This window comes from Kribbella orskensis (assembly GCF_004342085.1).
GTDB classification, from domain to species: Bacteria; Actinomycetota; Actinomycetes; order Propionibacteriales; family Kribbellaceae; genus Kribbella; species Kribbella orskensis.
Genome location: NZ_SLWM01000001.1, coordinates 731,635 through 749,996 on the forward strand (window position 1 = coordinate 731,635; position 18,362 = coordinate 749,996).

Below are 18,362 nucleotides of genomic sequence, written 5' to 3' on the forward strand. Positions count from 1 at the left end.
CCCATCCGTGCCATCATGCGGACCCATGAAGCCGCCCTTCACCGTGCAGCCGGGTGCCGCCGGAATCCCGACCGACTGGGAGGCCGTCGAGTCCTGGCTCGGGCTACGCCTCCCCACCGACTACCGCGCCTTCGCGTCGGAGTACGGGCCGCTCGATGTCGGGGAGTACCTCTGGCTGCACGTTCCCTGCGTACAGGCGGGGAGGTTCGACTACGGGGTCTGGCTGAAGGACACGCATCGCCGCTGCCGGAGTTCGGCGCGGAAGCTCCCGCCGTACGCGCCGCTGCTCTTCCACCCCGAGCCCGGCGGACTGCTCGCGTTCGGCGAGACGAGGTCGGCGGATTGCCTGTTCTGGGACACGAGTGCCTCGGACGAGCCGGATCGGTGGCCGGTCGTGGTCTACGTCCAGGACGAGGTCAACGCCGGCCGGAATCCCTGGCGGCACCTCGGACTCACGCTCACCGAACTGCTGGACTCGCTCTTCCGTACCGGTGTGCCGCTGACCGATGCGCGCACGCTTGGGCCACTCCCGGCGACGGCTGGGCGTACTGCGTTCCTGCCGACACCAACCGCCTGGACACCGCCGCTCCCGGACCCGCCCGAGGACCCGGTACGCCGTACCGCGCTGACGGAGGGCAGCGGACTCGACGCGCTGCGGCGCCTCGTTCCTCCCCCGGCTCGTCCGTACGTCGGACTCGGCGACTGGGACGAGTTGTTCGATGCCTTGGGCACTCGGTTGCCCCGCGAGTACGTGGACCTGATGGAGATCTACGGCGGCGGCGCCTGGTCGTCGTGGCTCAACTTCATCACCCCCCTGCGAGTGGAGGCGACGCAGGGCTACAAGGGGTTGCCCGACTTCGTCGAACAGATCCTCGACGGGTATCGCAGCCTGCGCGCCGACCATCCGCAGTACCAGCCGCTCGCCGTCTGGCCGGAGCCGGGCGGTTTCCTGCCGTTCGCCGACTCGATCGACGGCGACGTGCTCGGCTGGCTCACGCTCGGCGAGCCCGACGACTGGCCGCTCATCGTCTATCCGAGGTACGAGGAGCAGGGGCCGCCGCTGCCCGGCCGGCTGATCGACACGCTGCTCGACTGGCTCCGGGGACGGCCGATCCCCGCCTTCGCGAACATCGACGAGGGCGAGGACCCGCTGGACTACTGCACCTTCGAGCAGTGGGACGCCACGAGCTACCACTGACCGCGTCGCACTGCTGACGCCGTACTGCGGCCTGCCGGCCTTCTAGACCGGCGGTACTCCGTGGCGGCGGTTGGAGAAGTGGCGGTCCTTCGTCTGGGCGGCGGCGAGCCGGGCGATCAGCTCGTCGCGGACGTGCTCCGGCTCGACGATCGCGTCGATCACCAGGTCGGCCGCGAGGCGGAGGATGTCGATGTCGGTCTCGTACTCCTCGCGGAGCTTGGAGACGTACTCGACCCGCTCGGTCCCGTCCGGGATCTCCTGGATCTTGTTGTAGTAGACCGCGTTGATCGCCGCCTCCGGGCCCATCACCGCGATCTTCGCGGTCGGCAGCGCGATACACGCGTCCGGCGAGAAACCCGGTCCGCACATCGCGTAGAGCCCAGCGCCGTAAGCCTTCCGGACGATCACCGACACCGTCGGCACGGTCGCCTCCGAGACCGCGGTGATCATCTTCGCGCCGTGCCGGATGATCCCGGCCCGCTCGACCTCGGAGCCGATCATGAAGCCCGGTACGTCGCACAGGTAGATCAGCGGCACGTTGAACGCGTCGCACAGCCAGATGAACCGGGCCGCCTTGTCCGCCGAGTCGACGAACAGCACGCCGCCCTTCACGGCCGGCTGGTTCGCCACGATGCCGACCACCTGGCCCTCGAGCAGGCCGAACCCGGTGACGAGCTCTGGCGCGTACGCCGGCTTGATCTCGAAGAAGGTGTCGGCGTCCAGCACCGCGTCGATCACGTCGTGGATGTCGAACCCGATGCTCTCCTCGGCCGGGACCAGGTCCCGGGTGAAGTCACGCCCGGCCGGCGACGCGTCGTACGAGGGTGGGCGGGACTGCCACGAGCCGGGCAGGTACGAGAAGTACTGCTTGGCGAGGTCGATCGCCTCGGCGTCGTCGGAGGCGAGCAGGTCGCCGCAGCCGGAGACGCTGGTGTGCATCCGGGCGCCGCCCATCTCCTCCAGCGTCACCTTCTCGCCGACCACCATCTCGGCCATCCGGGGCGAGCCCAGGTACATCGAGGCGTTGCCGTCGACCATGATCACCAGGTCGCAGAAGGCCGGGATGTACGCGCCGCCCGCGGCCGACGGGCCGAACAGGCAGCAGATCTGCGGCACCTTGCCGGACAGCGCGACCTGGTTGTGGAAGATCCGCCCGGCACCGCGACGGCCGGGGAACAGGTCCACCTGGTCGGTGATCCGCGCGCCGGCGGAGTCGATCAGCCAGAAGATCGGCAGTTCGTCGCGGATCGCGACCTCGGTGATCCGGACGATCTTCTCGACCGTCCGCGCACCCCACGAACCGGCCTTGACGGTCGGGTCGTTCGCGACCAGCAGCGCGGGCCGGCCGTCGACCAGCGCTCGCCCGGTGACCACGCCGTCCGCGGGCAGGCCGGGGTTCAGCGCGTTGGCGAGCTGGGCATCCTCGACGAAGCTGCCCTCGTCGACAAGCAGCGCGATCCGGTCCCGGACGTACAGCTTGTTCTGCGAGGCGAGCTTGGCCGCCGCCTTCTCGGGCGGCCCCAGCGTCGCCTCACGCGCGACCTTGACCTCGGTCCAGTGATCCCTGCTCATGCAGTCATCCTGTCACTCTGCCGGCTGGTCACTCGACGGGAAGGCCGAGGCCGCGGGCGATGAGCATCCGCTGTACTTCGGACGTGCCCTCGCCGATCTCGAGGATCTTGGCGTCCCGGTAGAACCGCGTCACGGGGTACTCCTCCATGAAGCCGTAGCCGCCGAAGACCTGGGTGGCGATCCGGGTCGCGGTGACCGCGGACTCGGTCGCGTAGAGCTTGGCGACGGCGGCGGCCTGCTTGAACTCCTTCATCGGAGCCCCCGCGTCCTTCAGCGCGGCCGCCCGGTAGACGAGCAGCTCGGCCGCGTCGGCCATCACCTTCAGGTCGGAGATCTGGAAGGCGACCCCCTGCTTCTGGCCGATCGGTACGCCGAACGTCTTGCGCTCCCCGGCGTACTGGATCGACATCTCCAGGCACGCCTTGATGCAGCCGAGCGCTACCGCGCCGATGGCGACCCGGCCGTCGTCGAGGGTGGCGAGGAACTGGCCGAACCCCTTGCCGCGCTCGCCGAGCAGGTTCGCCTCCGGTACCCGGCAGCCGCTGAACGACAGCGGGTGGGTGTCCGAGGCGTGCCAGCCGAGCTTGTCGTACGCCGCCTCCGCCACGAAGCCCGGTGTACCGGTCGGGACGATGATCGTCGAGATCTCCGGGCGGCCGTCGGCCTTCTCGCCGGTCCGCGCGGTCACGGTGACCAGCGAGGTGATGGTCGAGCCGGAGTTGGTGATGAACTGCTTCGAGCCGTCGATCACCCACTCGCCGTTGTCGAGGACGGCCTTTGTCCTGGTCGCGCCCGCGTCGGACCCGGACTCCGGCTCGGTCAGCCCGAACCCGGCCAGCCTGCGGCCCGCGACGAGATCAGGCAGCCACTGCTGCTTCTGGGCGTCGGTGCCGAAGGTGAGAATCGGGTTGATGCCGAGCCCGACCGCGGCCTCGAGCGTGATGCCCATCGACTGGTCGACCTTGGAGATCTCCTCGATCGCCACGCACAGGCTGGTGAAGTCCCCGCCGGACCCGCCGAACTCCTCCGGCGCGGTCAGCCCGAACAGCCCGAGCGCGCCCATCTTCTGGACCACCTCGACCGGGAAGTAGTGCTTGCGGTCCCACTCGGCGGCGTGCGGCTCGATCTCGGCCCGGGCGAAGTCGCGCACGCTGTGGGCGAACTCGCGGTGCTCTTCGGACAGCTCGTACGACATGACTCTCTCCCGGCCCTCGTGATTGACGCTTACGTAAACGTAAAGCACGATGGGGTGCGTGCACAATGTTCCGGTGCCCCTGGATTCACAGACGTGGTCGATCGCCGAGCTGGCCGCCGAGTACGACGTCACCCTGCGCACGATCCGGTTCTACGAGGACCGCGGCCTGCTCACCCCCGAACGCCGTGGGACGGTCCGCGTGTACCACCCCCGCGACCGGGTCCGCCTCGGCCTGATCCTGCGCGGCAAACGCCTCGGCTTCTCCCTCGACGAGATCGCCACCATCGTCGACATGTACGACGCCGAACCCGGCGAGGAAGGTCAGCTCGTCTACCTCCTCGACCAGATCACCACCCGCCGCGCGGAGCTCGAGCAACGCCGCCAGGACATCGACGAAACCCTCGAAGAACTGGCCGAGGTGGAACGCCGCTGCGAAGCCGACCTCAACACCCTCCGCACCAGGTAGATCGCGGGACGCGGAGCCATAGGCGTGAGGCGACGCAGGGACTACCGTGAACGGGCCGCCGCACACGAGGCGGAGGGGGAGGAACCCGTGAGCGAGACCGGTATGACATCGTCTGCACCGACCGGCATCGAGGGGCCGCCGTCCTACTCGCTCGCGACGGACGAGGTTGTCGCCGCGGCCGGGTCCGACGCCGTTTCAGGGCTTTCCGGGACCGAGGCGGCAAGCCGGCTCTCGTCGTACGGCCCCAACGAGATCGCGGCGGAGAAGCCGCCATCGATCCGGGCCATCGCGGTTCAGCAGCTACGCGACCCCATGAACCTCATGTTGGTCGCCGTCGTGGTCGTGAGCCTGCTGCTCGGGGAACTCTCGACCGGGATCATCGTCGCCCTGCTCATCCTGCTGAACGTCGGACTGGGCACCCGCCAGGAGCTGACGGCGCGGGCGAGCGTCGACGCCCTCGCCAAGATGCAGGTACCGCAGGCGCGGGTGGTCCGCGACGGCGACCTGACGCTGGTCGCGGCCACTCAGGTGGTTCCGGGTGACATCGTCCAGGTCGAGGCGGGCGACATCGTGCCCGCCGACGGCCGGATCGTCCGGTCCGCGACGCTGGAGGCGCAGGAGGCGGCCCTCACCGGGGAGAGCGCGCCGATCGCCAAGGACGCCGGCACGTTGACCTCGACCGATGTCGCGCTGGGCGACCAGACCAACATGCTGTTCCAGAACACCTCGGTGACCCGGGGCACCGGCACGATCCTGGTCACCGCGACCGGGATGCAGACGCAGATGGGCCAGATCGCGACGATGCTCACCTCGGTGACCCGCACCCGGTCGCCGCTGCAGCGGGAGCTGGACTCACTGACGAAGATCCTGGGGATCGTTGCCTGGGGGTCGGTCGCGATCATCGTGGTGGCCGGCCTGCTCCGCGGGGTACCGGGCAAGGACGTGCTGCTGCTCGGCACCGCGATGGCCATCTCGGCGATCCCGACCGGCATGCCGGCGTTCGTCTCCGGCCTCCTCTCGCTCGGCGCGAAGCAGTTGGCCGCCGCGAAGGCGGTGGTGAAGAACCTCACCGATGTCGAGACTCTCGGCGCCACCAGCGCGATCAACACCGACAAGACCGGGACCCTGACGTTGAACCAGATGATGGTCTCGACGTTGTACGCGAGCGGGACGTGGTTCACCGTCGACGGAGAGGGGTATCGCAAGAGCGGCGCGATCCGTTCGGTGGCCGGCACCCCCGTCCCGGACTTCACCCGCCTCGGCCTCGGACTGGCCCTCGACAGCGACGCCGTGGTCGATGACGACGGGTCGGTGATCGGCGACCCGACCGAGGCGGCGCTGGTGGTGCTGGCGGCGAAGCTCGGCATCGACGCGGAGGAGACCCGGCGGGCCTACCCGCGGCTGTCCGAGGTTCCGTTCGATTCCGAGTACAAGTTCATGGCGACGTTCCACCGAGTGAAGATCGACGGTGTCGAGCACGTCATCGAGCTGGTCAAGGGTGCGCCTGACGTCGTCGTCGCGCGCTGCAGCCAGGCGGGGGGACCGCTCAGCGGCTCGCAGGTCCCGATCGCGGAGTCGCGGGCCGGCATCGACGAGGCCAACGTACGGATGGGGCAGAGAGGCCTGCGGGTCCTGGCGTTCGCGGCCCGCCTCGTCACCGACGACGAACTGGCCACGATGACCGATGATCCGATGTCCCTGACCCAGGGGCTGTCGTTCGTCGGGATGGCCGGAATCATCGACCCGCTGCGCGCGGAGGCGAAGAGCGCGGTCAGGATCGCGCTCAAGGCCGGCATCGACGTACGCATGATCACCGGTGACCATGCGGTCACCGCTCAGGCGATCGGCGAGGACCTGGGCCTTGGCCCCGGAGCGGTCAGCGGCACCGAACTGCGGGCGATGACCGACGAGCAGTTGAAGCAGCGGTTGCCCGAGCTGCACGTGTTCGGGCGGGTCACCCCCCAGGACAAGTTGAGGCTCGCCCGGGCCATGCAGGAGCAGGGCATGATCGTCGCGATGACCGGCGACGCGGTCAACGACGCGGCAGCCCTCAAACAGGCGGACATCGGGGTGGCGATGGGGAGCGGCAGCGAGGTGACCAAGCAGGCCGCGCGGATGGTGCTCACCGATGACAACTTCGGCACGCTCGTGCACGCCGTGGAGATCGGCCGGCGCGTCTACGACAAGGTCGTCTCGTACGTGCGCTACCAGATGACGCAACTGCTGTCGCTGGTCTTCCTCTTCCTCGCCGCTTCGGTGGTCAACATCAACGACGGTGTCGCGATGACTCCGCAGATGGTGCTGTTCCTGCTGTTCTTCGCGACGGCGGTCGGTGTCGTCATCATCGCTGTCGATCCCGGTGATCCCGACGTCATGCACCGTCCACCGCGTGACCCCGCCGTCCCGATCACGAACCGGAGCGCCGTGATCATGTGGATCGGCTATGCCCTCGTGCTGTTCATCGCCGCGCTGGCACCCCTGGTCGCGGGGCCGGACGAGCCGAGTACCACGCAAGGCAGCGTGTCGATGACCATGACCTTCGTGGTGATGGGTCTGGGGACCACGTTCAACGCGCTGGTCAACCGCCGCGACCCGACCAGCGGATTGACCCCACCGATCATCAAGGCGCTGGCGATCGGCCTCATCCCCGTCGTCCTGCTCTTCCTGGCGACCCAGCTCCCCTCGCTCCAGAAGGGGCTGCTCACCGTCCAGCTCAGTCCGCGCCAGTGGCTCACCTGTGCCGGCCTGGCCGCGCTTCTCCCGATCGTCGTCGAGGTGAGCAAGGCGATCAGGAGGCGCCGGCAGCCGAAGCCGGCGACGCTCGACCCGGAGTACGCCGTCGCGCCGGCTCGTGCCCGGAGCACGTCCCAGGCGTAGATCCCGGAGGAGGCACGGGTCAGACGGCGTCCCCGGGGAGATGGACCACGCGCACCCCGGCAGGGAGTGCGGCGCCACCGGCGAGCAGCGCGCCGTCCAGCCAGGCCTCGATCAGCTTCGCCAGCTCCTCCGGGTGGCTGAAGTTCACCGCGTGCGCCGCCTGTTCGACGACCGCGACCGCCAGCTGCTCGGGAGCGAGCCGGACCACCTCGCCGACGCGGGACGGAGACGGCATGAGCGGGTCCCGGCCACCCAGGACGGCCAACGTCGGGACGGGAGTGTGCAGTAATCGCTCCAGTGACGGGAAGAGGGTCAGCTCGTGGAACAGGCGCAGGCCGTTGACCGGCCCGAACCTCAGGTAGTCCGGAAGCGCGACCGGGGCCATCCTCGGGCTCTCACGCATCACGTCCAACGCCAGCTGGCCCAGCCCGCGGGCCAGCGGCTGGTTCTGCCCGCCCCCAGCGGGAGAGACCAGGACAAGGCGGTGGACCCGCTCAGGCGCCTCGTGCGCCACCTCGAGCCCGATCGGACAGCCCATCGAGTTCCCGACCAGCACTGCCTTGTCGATGTCCAGAGCGTCCAGGATCGCCAGCAGGGCGCCGGCCAAGGCGCGAACGTCAAGGACGTGGTCGCGCCGCTCGCTGCGGCCGTAGCCCGGCAGGTCCGGGACTACGTTGAGCCGGCGGCCGGCCAGGCTGCGTGCCGTGGGCATCAAGTACGTGCCAGAGATGGCAAAACCGTGGATGTGGACGAGGGGCACGCCGCTGCCACCCACACTGCGCCGGACGTGGACGGACCTGCCCTCGACGCGCACGTGCTCCGTAACCCATCCGTCGTCGGTAGCCATGGCGGATTCTCTCGCGGCCGGGACGGGTCCGCCAGGGTCCGGCCTCATCCGGGAGGGGTGATGCAGAACGCTCCCCCAGGCGTTCGACTGGTGGTCGCACGATCCCGTGAACGGCAGTGCCGGATCCAGCCGGTAGGGGGCAGCGGATGACATCTCGCGAGCAACGGATCGCCGATTTCATCCAGGCGTTCCGCGTCGAGCCGGGTTCGAAGGTCAGGCTGCCCAAGGACTTCGATCCAGCCTTCAAGGGCACGATCCGTTCCAAGAAGGAAGGCCGTCGGCTGCTGGCCGAGGGGACGGAACTGCTGGCCGAGTATCAGTCGCGGCTGTACGCACAGCACACCCACGGCGTGCTGGTGGTGCTGCAGGCGCTCGACGCCGGCGGCAAGGACGGCACCATCCGGCACGTGATGACCGGGGTCAATCCCCAGGGTGTGTCGGTGCACAGCTTCAAGGTCCCCTCCAGCGCGGAGCTGGATCACGACTATCTGTGGCGCTACGGGCTGCGCCTGCCCAGCCGCGGTGAGATCGGCATCTTCAATCGCTCGCACTACGAGGAGGTGCTCGTCGTCCGCGTGCACCCAGAGCTCCTCGACCGGCAGAACCTGCCCCGCAGCGCCCGCGGCCAGGGGATCTGGAAACAGCGTTTCCAGGAGATCAACGAGTGGGAGCGAACCCTCAGCCGCAACGGCATCAAGATCGTGAAGCTCTTCCTGAACCTGTCCAAGGAGGAGCAGCGGACCCGCTTCCTGCGGCGGATCGACCTCCCGGACCACAACTGGAAGTTCTCCTCGGCCGACCTCCGCGAGCGGGAGTACTGGGACGACTACCAGCGGGCGTTCTCGAAGGTGCTGTCCAACACCAGCACCGAGTGGGCCCCGTGGCACGTGATTCCCGCCGACCGCAAGTGGTACGCCCGCATCGCCTCGGCCGCGGTGATCGCCAACGCGATGATCGAGATCGATCCTCGCTACCCCACGATCGACAGCAACGCACGACAAGCGCTCCTGGAGGTCAAGAAGACCCTGGAGGCACAGTCGCCGGAGGGGGCGGCGCCCGATCCGTTCGAAGCCGGGTAGGCCGAGGTCGTCATCCAGAGGAGTTCAGGTCTGTTCCGAGAGCGTCGCGGAGGGCGGCTCGGGTGGTGATGCCCAGCTTGGGGAAGATTCGGTAGAGGTGGCCGCTCACGGTGCGCGGTGAGAGGTAGAGCTTTGCGGCGATCTCCTTGTTCGTCAGACCTGAAGCGGCGAGGGTCGCGATCTGGAGTTCCTGGCCGGTCAGGTTGGAGATGTCCGGAGCTGACTGGCTGGAAGCGAGCCCGGCGGCTCGTAGTTCCCGTTCGGCTCGGGCGGTCCAAGGATCGGCGCCGAGCGTCCTGAACGCGGTGAGAGCCCCCTGGAGTTGGACCTTGGCCTCGGTGAGCGCCCGGGCGCGGCGCAGGCGCTCTCCGTAGACGAGGCGCACCCGGGCGACGTCGAATGGCCATTGATCGACCGTGGGAAGGTTCAGCGCTTCGTCGAACAGCGCGGGAGCATCCTGGTCCGCGGCCGCCATCGCAGCGGACCCCGCAGCCAGGATCGCTAGTCTGGGCGAGAGCTCCGACAGTCTCGCGTCCTGCATGGCGCGTACGTGGCGGTCGGCCTCGGCCCGTCGGTCGGTACGCACGGCGGCTTCAACGAGGTCCATGGTGATCCACAGACAGTGCGGAACGTGTGAGGCGAGGGTGCCGGCGGGGCTGACCGTGGTCGCGTGGTGGTACGCGCTCTCGAAGTCGCCGCGTCCGAGGTCGCCGAGGACGAGGGCATGGTGAGCGAAGATCCTTGCCGTGCCGACGCCTCGCGGACCCGCCCAGCCGATCATCTGTTCGGCCAGCGCCCGGCTCGTCTCGAACCTGCCCATCACCGCGGCCAGCAGCGCCTGGTGATAGCGGAAGTACCAGCCGAAGAATCTGCCACCGCCCTCCTCGGTGAGCGAGAGCCCTTCTGCGGCGGGTTCCGCGGCCTCGTCCCACCTGCCTCGGTGGAAGTCGTCGACGCAGATGTCCATGAGTGCCACCAGGTGCCTTCTGGCCGGGCCACCCTCGCGGCCCTGCAGAACCGCGCGCCACAACGGCTCGCGAAGCTCCGCGAGACGGTCGGCGTACCACGCGGCCTCCGCGAGGCTCTGCACCTGATGAGAGTTGGTCCCCTCGCGAGCAGCCTGCAGCGCGGCCTGGAGACGAGGAAGCGCGGCGACGCCCGTGCGTGCCGGATCGGCGACCATGTCCAAGGTCAGCGTGAGAGACGGTGGGGGTTCGTGCGAGAGCCGCCCGAGCGCGGCGTACAGCGGCTGCCACAGCTCGCTGCGGCCACCGAAGAAGCAGATCAGCAGCAGCGTCGCGAGTCCGTTGACGAGTTCGACGGGGTCGGCATCGCCACGGTCCTGGCTACCCTCGATGGCGCTGACCATCATGCGGTGGGCGGTGTCGATATGCGCGTCGCTGTTGAGCATCACCAGCGTGGCGGCGGACGCATAGTGCAGCGATGAGCTCGCCTGGCTGCTGGCTCGCCGGCTGCCTTCGAGCAGTTCCGCCGTACTCCGGACCTCGCCTGTCGCCTCTGCGCCGATGTACGCCGCCGCTGCCAGCCGGCGTCCGCGCTCGGCAGGGCTGGGGCTGAGATCGGAAGCGCGCGTGAGCAGCGCGACCGCGGACGTGTAGTCGCCTCGCGCGACGATGGTGTGAGCTGCCTCCTCCAGGACCGCCGCGACCTGCTCGTCAGGCTCGACCGTGGCCTCGCCGAGGTGCCAGGCCCGGTGCTCGGGCTGGTTCACGAGGACCGTGGCCAACCTGCGGTGTGCCGAGCGGCGTTCTGCCGAGGTCGTCGCCTCGACAACCGCCGAGCGGATGAGCGGGTGCCGGAACACCACCCGGTGCGAGTGCTCCTTCACCTGCACCAGCCGGTCACGCTCGGCCGGCGCCAGGTCGTCGATCCGGTACGCCCCGTCGTTCGCGGCCTCGAGTACCGCGAGGTCGCCCGTGCCCTCCAGGGCAGCCGTGAGCAAGAGCTTCTTCGTCGCGTCGGGGAGTTTCGCCACGCGGGACACGAAATGCCTCTGTAAGTGCTGCCCCAGCGGCAGTACTGCGGGGAGCGGCTCGCCCGCGGTGCGTTGCGACTGGCTCAGGGTCCTCGGGAGCTCGAGCAGTGCGAGTGGGATGCCTTGCGCCGTGTCGAGAATCCGAGCCTTGACCGTCGAGTGGAGATCCGGGAACCGAGCTGTGAGGAGTTGGCCCGCGGCTGTGTCATCCAAGGGCTTCAGCTCGTACTCCGGCAGTCCCGCGCGGTCGAAGAAGCCCTGGTCCTCGCCGGTTCGGCTGGCCACCAGCAACCCCGCTCTGCTGCCGGCGAGCCTCCTGGCGACGAAGCTCAGGACGCCTGCGCTGGCCCGATCGATCCAGGGCATGTCGTCGACGATCAGCAACAGCGGCGATCGGGCTGCCGCTCTGCGCAGGAGGACGGCGGCGGCGTTGGACACCAGCAGCTGGCCAGGGGGCGGGCCGTCGCCGAACCCGAGAGCCACCTGCAGCGCGTCGCGCTGTGCGGTGTTCAGCTGGTCGAACTCGTCGGCGAGCGGGTACAACGCCTGGTTCAGCGCGGCGTAGCTGAGCTGACCCTCGAGCTCGGTGCCCGCGACCCGCAGTACGGTCGCTCCCGACGCCCGGGCGTAGTCATCAGCGGCGTCCAGCAGCGTCGACTTGCCGACACCAGGTTCTCCCGAAACCACCAGAGCCCCGCCGGTGACAGCGGCCTCGCGCACGAAAGTGCGCAGGAACTCCAACTCCGGCAGCCGTCCGACGAGCAGCGCGGGCGGGAAATCTCCTGGCGCGGCCGGAGGTACGTCGTGACGGCCACCCTCAATCGGCGTCATGACTCACCTCCGTGATCCGTCAGCTCCAGTGTGCAAGGAGTGCCGACAAACCGGCCGCACTTACTCAACCACAGCCGATCGAGTCAGATGACTCATCCGCAGCAGGCAGCCGGAACGCCACAGTGGTCTGGCCCCAACACGGGCCACCAGGTTCGTCGAGAGTTGATCGAAGAAAGGCACCACCCATGTCACACCACCTGGACTCACCGCTGGCACGTCAGGATGTCCGTCTCGACATCACCGACCTCTACGTGTTCCGTGGCGAAGTCGGCACCGTCCTCGCCATCAACGTCTGTCACTCACTCGCCGGGGACATCCCGAACCCGGGCTACCACCCCGAAGGGATGTACGAGTTCAAGATCGACCTCGACCACGACAGCGTCGAGGACCTCACCTACCGGTTCGTCTTCGGAGAACGCGACGACGAAGGCCGGCAGCCTGTGACCGTGCACCGGATCACGGGCGAGGCGGCTACCGACCCGTTCGCCGCGGGCACGGTCGTAGCCACCGGACAGACGGAGCAGACGCTGGCCGGGGACGGCGGACTTCGCGTGTGGACAGGGAAGGCCGGCGACCCGTTCTGGATCGAGCCCGACGTCCTGCACGCCGTCGGCCACGCCTTCCAGGACGGGACCACGATCGACCTCGGGACCTGGACTCCCGACCAGGCGAAGAACCTGTTCGCCGGGCACACCGTCTACTCGATCGTCCTCGAGATCCCTGACACCGAACTGCTCGACCCGGCGCGGACAACCCGGCCGATCGATGTCTGGGCCGTTGCCAGCCTGGCCACGGACGCGGGCGGCTGGCGCTCGATCAACAGGATCGGGCTGCCGATGATCCACCCGCTGTTCACCCAGTTCAACGAGAAACTCGGAGACGAGCTCAACGGCGGCGGGCCCAGCGAGGACCTCGAGACCTACGGGAAGCTGCTGAGCTACGAGATCGCCGGCGTGGTTCGCGCGTACGGCACGGCTGAGGACCCGGACGCGTACGCGACGTCGGTCGTCGACCGGTTCCTGCCCAATGTCCTTCCGTACGTCGTGGGCACACCTGCCAGCTTCGGCTTCAACTCCTGGAACGGCCGATCGCTCACTGACAACGCACCCAACGTCATGTTCTCGATCGCGGCCAACACGCCGGTCTCCCTCGGGATCGGCAAGGAATCCGTCACCTCGAGGCCGCGGGCCTCCTTCCCTTACGTCCCGGCGGCGATCTGAAGCACCGGCGGCACCGAAGTACGAAAAGAATCCGACGAGACGAGCCACACCGGACGCGACCACCCGCGTCCGGTGTGGCCGGGGAGCGAGAACCAAGTGACCGGCAACTGGAGCAATGCCCCGAGAACCGCTGACCCGAGAACCGCTGACCTGAGAACCGCTGGCCGAAGCCCAGTGCGGCTGGTGATCCTGGCGATGGGAGCGTTCATCCTGCTGCTGCACGTGGCCGGGTGGGGTGTGCTCGTGGGGCTGGTCGCGCCCGGGCACTACAGCCTCGGCGTCCAAGGCGGGTTCGGGATCGGCCTCGGGCTGACCGCGTACACGCTCGGCATGCGGCACGCGTTCGACGCCGACCACATCGCGGCGATCGACAACACGACCCGCAAGCTGACCGCGGCCGGGCAGCGACCGGTATCCGTCGGGTTCTGGTTCTCCCTCGGCCACTCCAGCGTCGTCTTCGGCCTGTGCCTTCTGCTCGCCCTGGGCGTCCGTTCACTGGTCGGCCAGGTCGAGGACGGCTCCTCGACGCTCCAATCGACCACGGGCCTGATCGGCACGGCCGTGTCCGGCGTGTTCCTCGTCGCCATCGGCCTGATCAATTTCGTCGTACTCGTCCGCATCGCAGGGGTCTTCCGCCGGATGCGGCAAGGAGAGCTCGACGAGACCGAGCTCGAAGCCCAACTCGACCGCCGCGGCCTGCTCAACCGGCTGCTGCGCCCCTTGACCAAAGCCGTGCGCAAACCGCGCCACATGTACCCGATCGGGCTGCTGTTCGGCCTCGGGTTCGACACCGCGACCGAGGTCTCCCTGCTCGTGCTCGCCGGCGGAGCCGCGGCCTTCGCCCTGCCCTGGTACGCCGTCCTCGTCCTGCCCATCCTCTTCGCGGCCGGGATGAGCCTGCTGGACACCATCGACGGCTGCTTCATGAGCTACGCCTACGGCTGGGCGGCGATCAAACCAGTCCGCAAAGTCTTCTACAACCTCGTCATCACCGCGCTGTCCGTCACCATCGCACTCGGCATCGGCACCATCGAGATCCTGTCCATCGTGACCGACCGGCTCGACATCAAGTCCGGACCACTGACCGCCATCAGCCGACTCGACCTGAACGGCGTCGGCCTCGTCATCACCGGCGTGTTCATCGTCACCTGGGCAGTCGCGCTGCTCGTCTGGCGCTACGGCCGAATCGAGGAACGCTGGACCATCCGCCCAACCGACCGGGCCCACTAGTCCAGTTGGTTGGCGAGGCAGGCGAGACCTGGAGCGAATCTTTCCAATAATGCACAACTATCTTGTATAGGAGACGCTGCGCGACTACAGTTCAGGTGCATGACCACTCAGTTGACCAACGACGCCCATCGCCACATCGGTGTGATGCCGGCGTACCCGTTCTACGGCGGGGCACCTGTTAATCCGGACATGTCGGCACGCGCGACCCTGGCGGAGCTCATTGCCGACCTCGACCGTGAAGGCACTGAACGTGCGCTGGTCCTCCCCAACTACGGGGTGCCTGACGCCAAGGTGTCATTCGGCTTCAACCAGTTGGTGCTGGAGGCCGCTGCGAAGGACGACCGGATCAGTTGCGGTCTGTGGGTATCACCGCGGCCCCAGGACGCCGAGATGACGGCAAAGGCCCTGGAGCTTGCGGGCGAGCCCGGCGTGAAGGCGCTCAAGACGAGCTTCCTGCTCGGTGGGAGCGTCGAGGACCCGGAGTGCCAGGCGCAACTCGACAACATGTTCGCAGTCGCCCGGGAGCACGACCTAGTCGTCCACTTCCACACCTCGCCAGGCGCGGCCTCGGACATCGACAAGGTCGGCCAGCTCGTCGACAAGTACGGCGACGACGCGAAGATCCACCTGGTCCACTTCGGCGGCGGCATCAGCGGCCACATCAAGCTGATCAGCTCCCGCTTCTTCGACTGGATCGAAGCCGGCAAGCAGGTGTACACCGACACCAGCTGGGCGGTCGGCTTCGCACCGCGCTGGCTGGCAAGCGAGATCGAGCGCCGGGGCATCGGCCACGACCGCGTCCTCTTCGCCAGCGACGAGCCGTGGGGTGACTACGCCGGCGAAGCTGCCCGTCTCGCGGCGGCAACAGGCGACGGCGAGCTGGGTCGACTGATGTTCGCCGACAACTTCACCACCCTCTACGGCAAGTAGCAGCTCCCCCGGCACCCCAGCGCGCAAGATCCTTGGTCTTCACACACCGATGATCAGCGGTGGCCGCGGCCTTCCCGCAGCCGGTCCCCAGGCAAGATCGCGCTGTCTGGCTCGAGCACCAGGTCGCGCTGATACCAGGTGCCTGGCTTACCGCCGATGTGGGCTGGGTCGGCGCGGCCGACGGGGACGAACCCGGCTTTGGTCAGCACCTTTTGGGACGCGACATTCTGGTGGGTCGTGGCCGCCCGCAAGGTGCGCAGCCCGTACTGGGTCGCCGCCAGTTGGCACACTTCCCCGACGGTCGCGGTCGCCACGCCGCGGCCGGCGACGTGCTGCGCGACCCGGTAGCCGAGTTCCGCGGTGTGGTCCTCGATGTCGACCAGGTTGAACCTGCCGAGTACCGAGCTGTCCTCGGCGACGAGCACGTGGAAGGCGCAGATGCCCGCCTCCTGCTCAGCCAGCAAGGCGTCGAACCTGTCGGTGAACTGGGCGAAGAAGTCGTCGCCGCGGTCGGAGATCGAGGCGGCGAAGTAGGCGCGATTCGCCAACTCGAAGGCCAAGACCGCCGGGGCATGACCAGGATGCAGCGGCTTCAGCTCGGGCATTGCCTAACCTTACCCAGGCGGTACGCCGAAGCCACATGGTTTTTCACCAGCGGCAGACAGCCCCAAGCCCAAGGCACATACCGATCCACGACTGGACTACTAGTTCCGCGTAGCCCTCGGACACCACACCCGGAGATTCCTGGCTGGCGGGCTCGACTCACCCACTCGCGCGTTGAGCTTCTTCTCCGAGCACCTCCGTGAGACCGTTGGCGCACTCGCCGTACCACTGGAAAGCCTGGAGAGTAAGGGGGATGCCGACCTTGGACACACCACCCTCGGATACCTTGTCGAACAGTTCCGTTCTCGGGCGGCTTCTCGAGGAGATCTCCTGGGAAGGGGCCAAAGTCCGCGGTTACCGCGAGGGAGGCCGTGGGCGGGAGAATGTGCTGACGGCCGAGGTTCTCGGGTCACTGACCTACCTGCCGCGTTCGACCTTCCTCGCGGCTGTCTTCCGCGCTGCCCACGGCGCCGACAAGACGCGCGAGCTGATTGCCGTCGAGGCCGAGCTAGCCACGGTCACCTTGCTGCCCGACGAATCGCGCCTGGCTCCCGGCGGCACCGTCGTGCAGCCGGACGGACTCCTGACCACGCCGAGCTGCCATGTCCTCCTCGAAGCCAAAGGGATGGGCAACTCCGCATTCCAGTCGGAGCAGCTGTCACGGGAATTCGCCTGCGTCGCCCGCGACGCCGGTGATGCCCGACCGCTGCTCCTTCTAATCACGCCCGCGCCGCCGCCGTTCGCTGTAAGGGGCCACGGTCGGCTTCCCGTCGAGGAGGCAATCGGCCTGTACCTCGAGCCAGTCCTGGCCCGCACTGCCGGCTTGGACACCTCCCTCGACAAGTTGCTGGCCCGGATAGCGGAGACGGTTGCGTGGATCACCTGGCACGAACTTCAGACAGCGGTGGTCAACGCTCAGATCGACCTGGCTGCCCTGCCGGTTGGCGTCGCCGGGACGGTGCAGCGCCTCCGCGACGACCTGGTGAAGGCCATCGATTGGCACAGCTTGAGGTAACTTCCCGATGGCAGGTGCGACGCGATGCGGGGCGCAGTACAAGAGCTGTCGATTCGGGCGGGGCGTGCTCGTGTAGGGGGTGAGAGGCCGGCAAGGAGGCCTGCTGCCAACCCTAGGAGTGTGTGATGGGCGAGATCGTGGTGGTCTGCAATGTGACGCTGGATGGTGTTATGCAGGCGCCGGGGCGGGCGGATGAGGACACCCGTGGTGGGTTCGAGTACGGCGGGTGGGCTGTTCCGTACAGCCAGGACGCTATGGGGCGGGTGATGGGCGACCCGGAGGCGGCGCCGGCGGCGTTGCTGCTCGGGCGTCGGACCTATGAGGATTTCGCTGACTTCTGGCCGAAGCAGAAGGACAACCCGTACACCGAGGCGCTCAACCGGCAGCAGAAGTACGTCGTCTCGAACACGCTGGCCGAGCCGCTCCCCTGGGCGAACTCCACTGTCGTCAAGGCAGCGGACATCCCCGCCCTCAAGGAATCTCAGAACCTGATCATCCTGGGCAGCGGCGCCCTGATCAGCTCGATCCAGGGTCAGATCGACGTGTACAAGCTCCTCATCCACCCACTGGTACTGGGCACCGGCCAACGTCTCTTCGACCCCGCTGCGCGCCAGGACCTCGAGCTCACCGACAGCGTGACCACAACCACCGGCGTCATCATCGCCACCTGCCGCCCCGCGCGGTAGCCCAAACCGGCTGACACCACAGGAGGTCGAAATGTCTTCTCAATCAGTGCTCTACATGTCGATGTCCCTCGACGGCTACATCGCGGGTCCGAACGACGAACCGGGCAATCCCGGCGGTGACGGCTTCTCCCGGCTGCACGATTGGTGCATCGGGCCGGACGGGGAGGTCAGGCGGCCGTTGGGGCCGGCCGGGCAACTGGTCGACGACATGTACGAGTACGGCGCCGTGGTGGTCGGCCGGCGTACCGCGGAGCAGGTCGATCACTGGGGTGGTGATCGCCACGGCGTACCGATCATCGTGCCGAGCCACCGGCCGCCGGGTCCCTCCGTGGCGAACTATCCGAAGGTGACGTACGTGTCCGACGGGATCGCGAGTGCGATGGCTCAGGCGAAGGCTGCTGCCGGCGACAAGTTCGTGCTGGTGCATGGCGCGTACACGGCACAACGGGCGCTCGAGGCCGGAGTACTGGACGAGTTGCAGATCCACCAGGTCCCCGTGCTGTTCGGCGAGGGTCTCCGGCTGTTCGACGTCCTGCCGTCGCGCATCGAGCTGGACATCGTCCGGGTGATCGATACCCCGGACGCCACCCACATCCGCTACCGCGTCCGCCGCTGAC

Annotated in this window: 15 protein-coding genes; 10 read left to right on the forward strand and 5 right to left on the reverse strand. The window is 68.1% G+C overall.

The features are described 5' to 3' along the window. Positions 1-25: 25 nt before the first annotated feature. Positions 26-1,198 carry an SMI1/KNR4 family protein gene (locus EV644_RS03620; RefSeq protein WP_132186967.1) on the forward strand — a complete coding sequence of 391 codons (1,173 nt, stop codon included), beginning with the start codon at positions 26-28 and terminating at the stop codon, positions 1,196-1,198. A gap of 42 nt (positions 1,199-1,240) precedes the next feature. Here the strand turns inward: EV644_RS03620 and EV644_RS03625 are convergent, their stop codons facing one another. Both EV644_RS03625 and EV644_RS03630 read right to left on the reverse strand, forming a co-directional pair. Continuing rightward, positions 1,241-2,770, reverse strand: coding sequence for an acyl-CoA carboxylase subunit beta (locus EV644_RS03625; protein WP_132186966.1), 1,530 nt, complete (start codon positions 2,768-2,770; stop codon positions 1,241-1,243). Positions 2,771-2,798: 28 nt separating this feature from the next. Then, positions 2,799-3,965, reverse strand: a complete 1,167-nt coding sequence (locus tag EV644_RS03630; protein ID WP_132186965.1) for an acyl-CoA dehydrogenase family protein — start codon at positions 3,963-3,965, stop codon at positions 2,799-2,801. Positions 3,966-4,038: 73 nt separating this feature from the next. Between EV644_RS03630 and EV644_RS03635 the strand changes: the two genes are divergently transcribed. Together EV644_RS03635 and EV644_RS03640 are read left to right on the forward strand one after the other, a co-directional pair. Next, positions 4,039-4,431 (forward strand): MerR family transcriptional regulator, encoded by a 393-nt coding sequence (locus EV644_RS03635; protein WP_241997766.1) that lies wholly within the window; start codon positions 4,039-4,041, stop codon positions 4,429-4,431. 102 nt (positions 4,432-4,533) lie between these two features. Further along, positions 4,534-7,308, forward strand: coding sequence for a cation-translocating P-type ATPase (locus EV644_RS03640; protein ID WP_132186963.1), 2,775 nt, complete (start codon positions 4,534-4,536; stop codon positions 7,306-7,308). A 19-nt stretch (positions 7,309-7,327) separates the two neighbouring features. Here EV644_RS03640 and EV644_RS03645 read toward each other — a convergent pair whose 3' ends face one another. Next, the gene (locus EV644_RS03645) at positions 7,328-8,155 is read right to left on the reverse strand and encodes an alpha/beta fold hydrolase (RefSeq protein WP_132186962.1); all 828 of its coding nucleotides are present in this window, start codon (positions 8,153-8,155) and stop codon (positions 7,328-7,330) included. A 146-nt stretch (positions 8,156-8,301) separates the two neighbouring features. Here EV644_RS03645 and EV644_RS03650 point away from each other — a divergent pair, with 146 nt between their 5' ends. Then, the gene (locus EV644_RS03650) at positions 8,302-9,234 is read left to right on the forward strand and encodes a polyphosphate kinase 2 family protein (RefSeq protein WP_132186961.1); all 933 of its coding nucleotides are present in this window, start codon (positions 8,302-8,304) and stop codon (positions 9,232-9,234) included. A 10-nt stretch (positions 9,235-9,244) separates the two neighbouring features. Here the strand turns inward: EV644_RS03650 and EV644_RS03655 are convergent, their stop codons facing one another. Then, on the reverse strand, positions 9,245-12,061 hold the full coding sequence (locus EV644_RS03655; protein WP_132186960.1) for an ATP-binding protein: 2,817 nt from the start codon (positions 12,059-12,061) through the stop codon (positions 9,245-9,247). 185 nt (positions 12,062-12,246) lie between these two features. Here EV644_RS03655 and EV644_RS03660 point away from each other — a divergent pair, with 185 nt between their 5' ends. The 3 genes from EV644_RS03660 to EV644_RS03670 all read left to right on the forward strand — a co-directional run bounded on the left by EV644_RS03660 (position 12,247) and on the right by EV644_RS03670 (position 15,441). After that, positions 12,247-13,281, forward strand: coding sequence for a DUF4331 family protein (locus EV644_RS03660; RefSeq protein WP_132186959.1), 1,035 nt, complete (start codon positions 12,247-12,249; stop codon positions 13,279-13,281). A 195-nt stretch (positions 13,282-13,476) separates the two neighbouring features. Continuing rightward, entirely contained in the window at positions 13,477-14,511 is a 1,035-nt protein-coding gene (nicT, locus tag EV644_RS03665) for a Nickel transporter NicT (protein WP_132186958.1), read from the forward strand. 99 nt (positions 14,512-14,610) lie between these two features. After that, a complete protein-coding gene (locus tag EV644_RS03670) occupies positions 14,611-15,441 on the forward strand; it encodes an amidohydrolase family protein (protein ID WP_132186957.1) in 831 nt (276 codons plus the stop codon). A 53-nt stretch (positions 15,442-15,494) separates the two neighbouring features. Here the strand turns inward: EV644_RS03670 and EV644_RS03675 are convergent, their stop codons facing one another. Continuing rightward, positions 15,495-16,046 (reverse strand): GNAT family N-acetyltransferase, encoded by a 552-nt coding sequence (locus EV644_RS03675; protein ID WP_132186956.1) that lies wholly within the window; start codon positions 16,044-16,046, stop codon positions 15,495-15,497. Positions 16,047-16,429: 383 nt separating this feature from the next. Between EV644_RS03675 and EV644_RS03680 the strand changes: the two genes are divergently transcribed. The 3 genes from EV644_RS03680 (at position 16,430) to EV644_RS03690 (ending at position 18,361) form a co-directional block, all read left to right on the forward strand. Then, complete coding sequence (locus EV644_RS03680) at positions 16,430-17,059, forward strand: hypothetical protein (protein ID WP_132186955.1); 630 nt, start codon at positions 16,430-16,432, stop codon at positions 17,057-17,059. A gap of 125 nt (positions 17,060-17,184) precedes the next feature. Then, a complete protein-coding gene (locus tag EV644_RS03685) occupies positions 17,185-17,745 on the forward strand; it encodes a dihydrofolate reductase family protein (RefSeq protein WP_132186954.1) in 561 nt (186 codons plus the stop codon). Positions 17,746-17,776: 31 nt separating this feature from the next. Beyond that, positions 17,777-18,361, forward strand: coding sequence for a dihydrofolate reductase family protein (locus EV644_RS03690; RefSeq protein WP_199239619.1), 585 nt, complete (start codon positions 17,777-17,779; stop codon positions 18,359-18,361). The last annotated feature ends 1 nt before the right edge of the window (position 18,362 follow it).

Excerpts from the sequence above, each read along its gene's own strand:
- EV644_RS03620 (WP_132186967.1), top strand. The coding sequence starts at position 26 with ATGAAGCCGCCCTTCACCGTGCAGCCGGGTGCCGCCGGAATCCCGACC.
- EV644_RS03625 (WP_132186966.1), bottom strand. The coding sequence starts at position 2,770 with ATGAGCAGGGATCACTGGACCGAGGTCAAGGTCGCGCGTGAGGCGACG.
- EV644_RS03630 (WP_132186965.1), bottom strand. The coding sequence starts at position 3,965 with ATGTCGTACGAGCTGTCCGAAGAGCACCGCGAGTTCGCCCACAGCGTG.
- EV644_RS03640 (WP_132186963.1), top strand. The coding sequence starts at position 4,534 with ATGACATCGTCTGCACCGACCGGCATCGAGGGGCCGCCGTCCTACTCG.
- EV644_RS03645 (WP_132186962.1), bottom strand. The coding sequence starts at position 8,155 with ATGGCTACCGACGACGGATGGGTTACGGAGCACGTGCGCGTCGAGGGC.
- EV644_RS03650 (WP_132186961.1), top strand. The coding sequence starts at position 8,302 with ATGACATCTCGCGAGCAACGGATCGCCGATTTCATCCAGGCGTTCCGC.
- EV644_RS03655 (WP_132186960.1), bottom strand. The coding sequence starts at position 12,061 with ATGACGCCGATTGAGGGTGGCCGTCACGACGTACCTCCGGCCGCGCCA.
- EV644_RS03660 (WP_132186959.1), top strand. The coding sequence starts at position 12,247 with ATGTCACACCACCTGGACTCACCGCTGGCACGTCAGGATGTCCGTCTC.
- nicT (WP_132186958.1), top strand. The coding sequence starts at position 13,477 with ATGGGAGCGTTCATCCTGCTGCTGCACGTGGCCGGGTGGGGTGTGCTC.
- EV644_RS03670 (WP_132186957.1), top strand. The coding sequence starts at position 14,611 with ATGACCACTCAGTTGACCAACGACGCCCATCGCCACATCGGTGTGATG.
- EV644_RS03675 (WP_132186956.1), bottom strand. The coding sequence starts at position 16,046 with ATGCCCGAGCTGAAGCCGCTGCATCCTGGTCATGCCCCGGCGGTCTTG.
- EV644_RS03685 (WP_132186954.1), top strand. The coding sequence starts at position 17,185 with ATGGGCGAGATCGTGGTGGTCTGCAATGTGACGCTGGATGGTGTTATG.
- EV644_RS03690 (WP_199239619.1), top strand. The coding sequence starts at position 17,777 with ATGTCTTCTCAATCAGTGCTCTACATGTCGATGTCCCTCGACGGCTAC.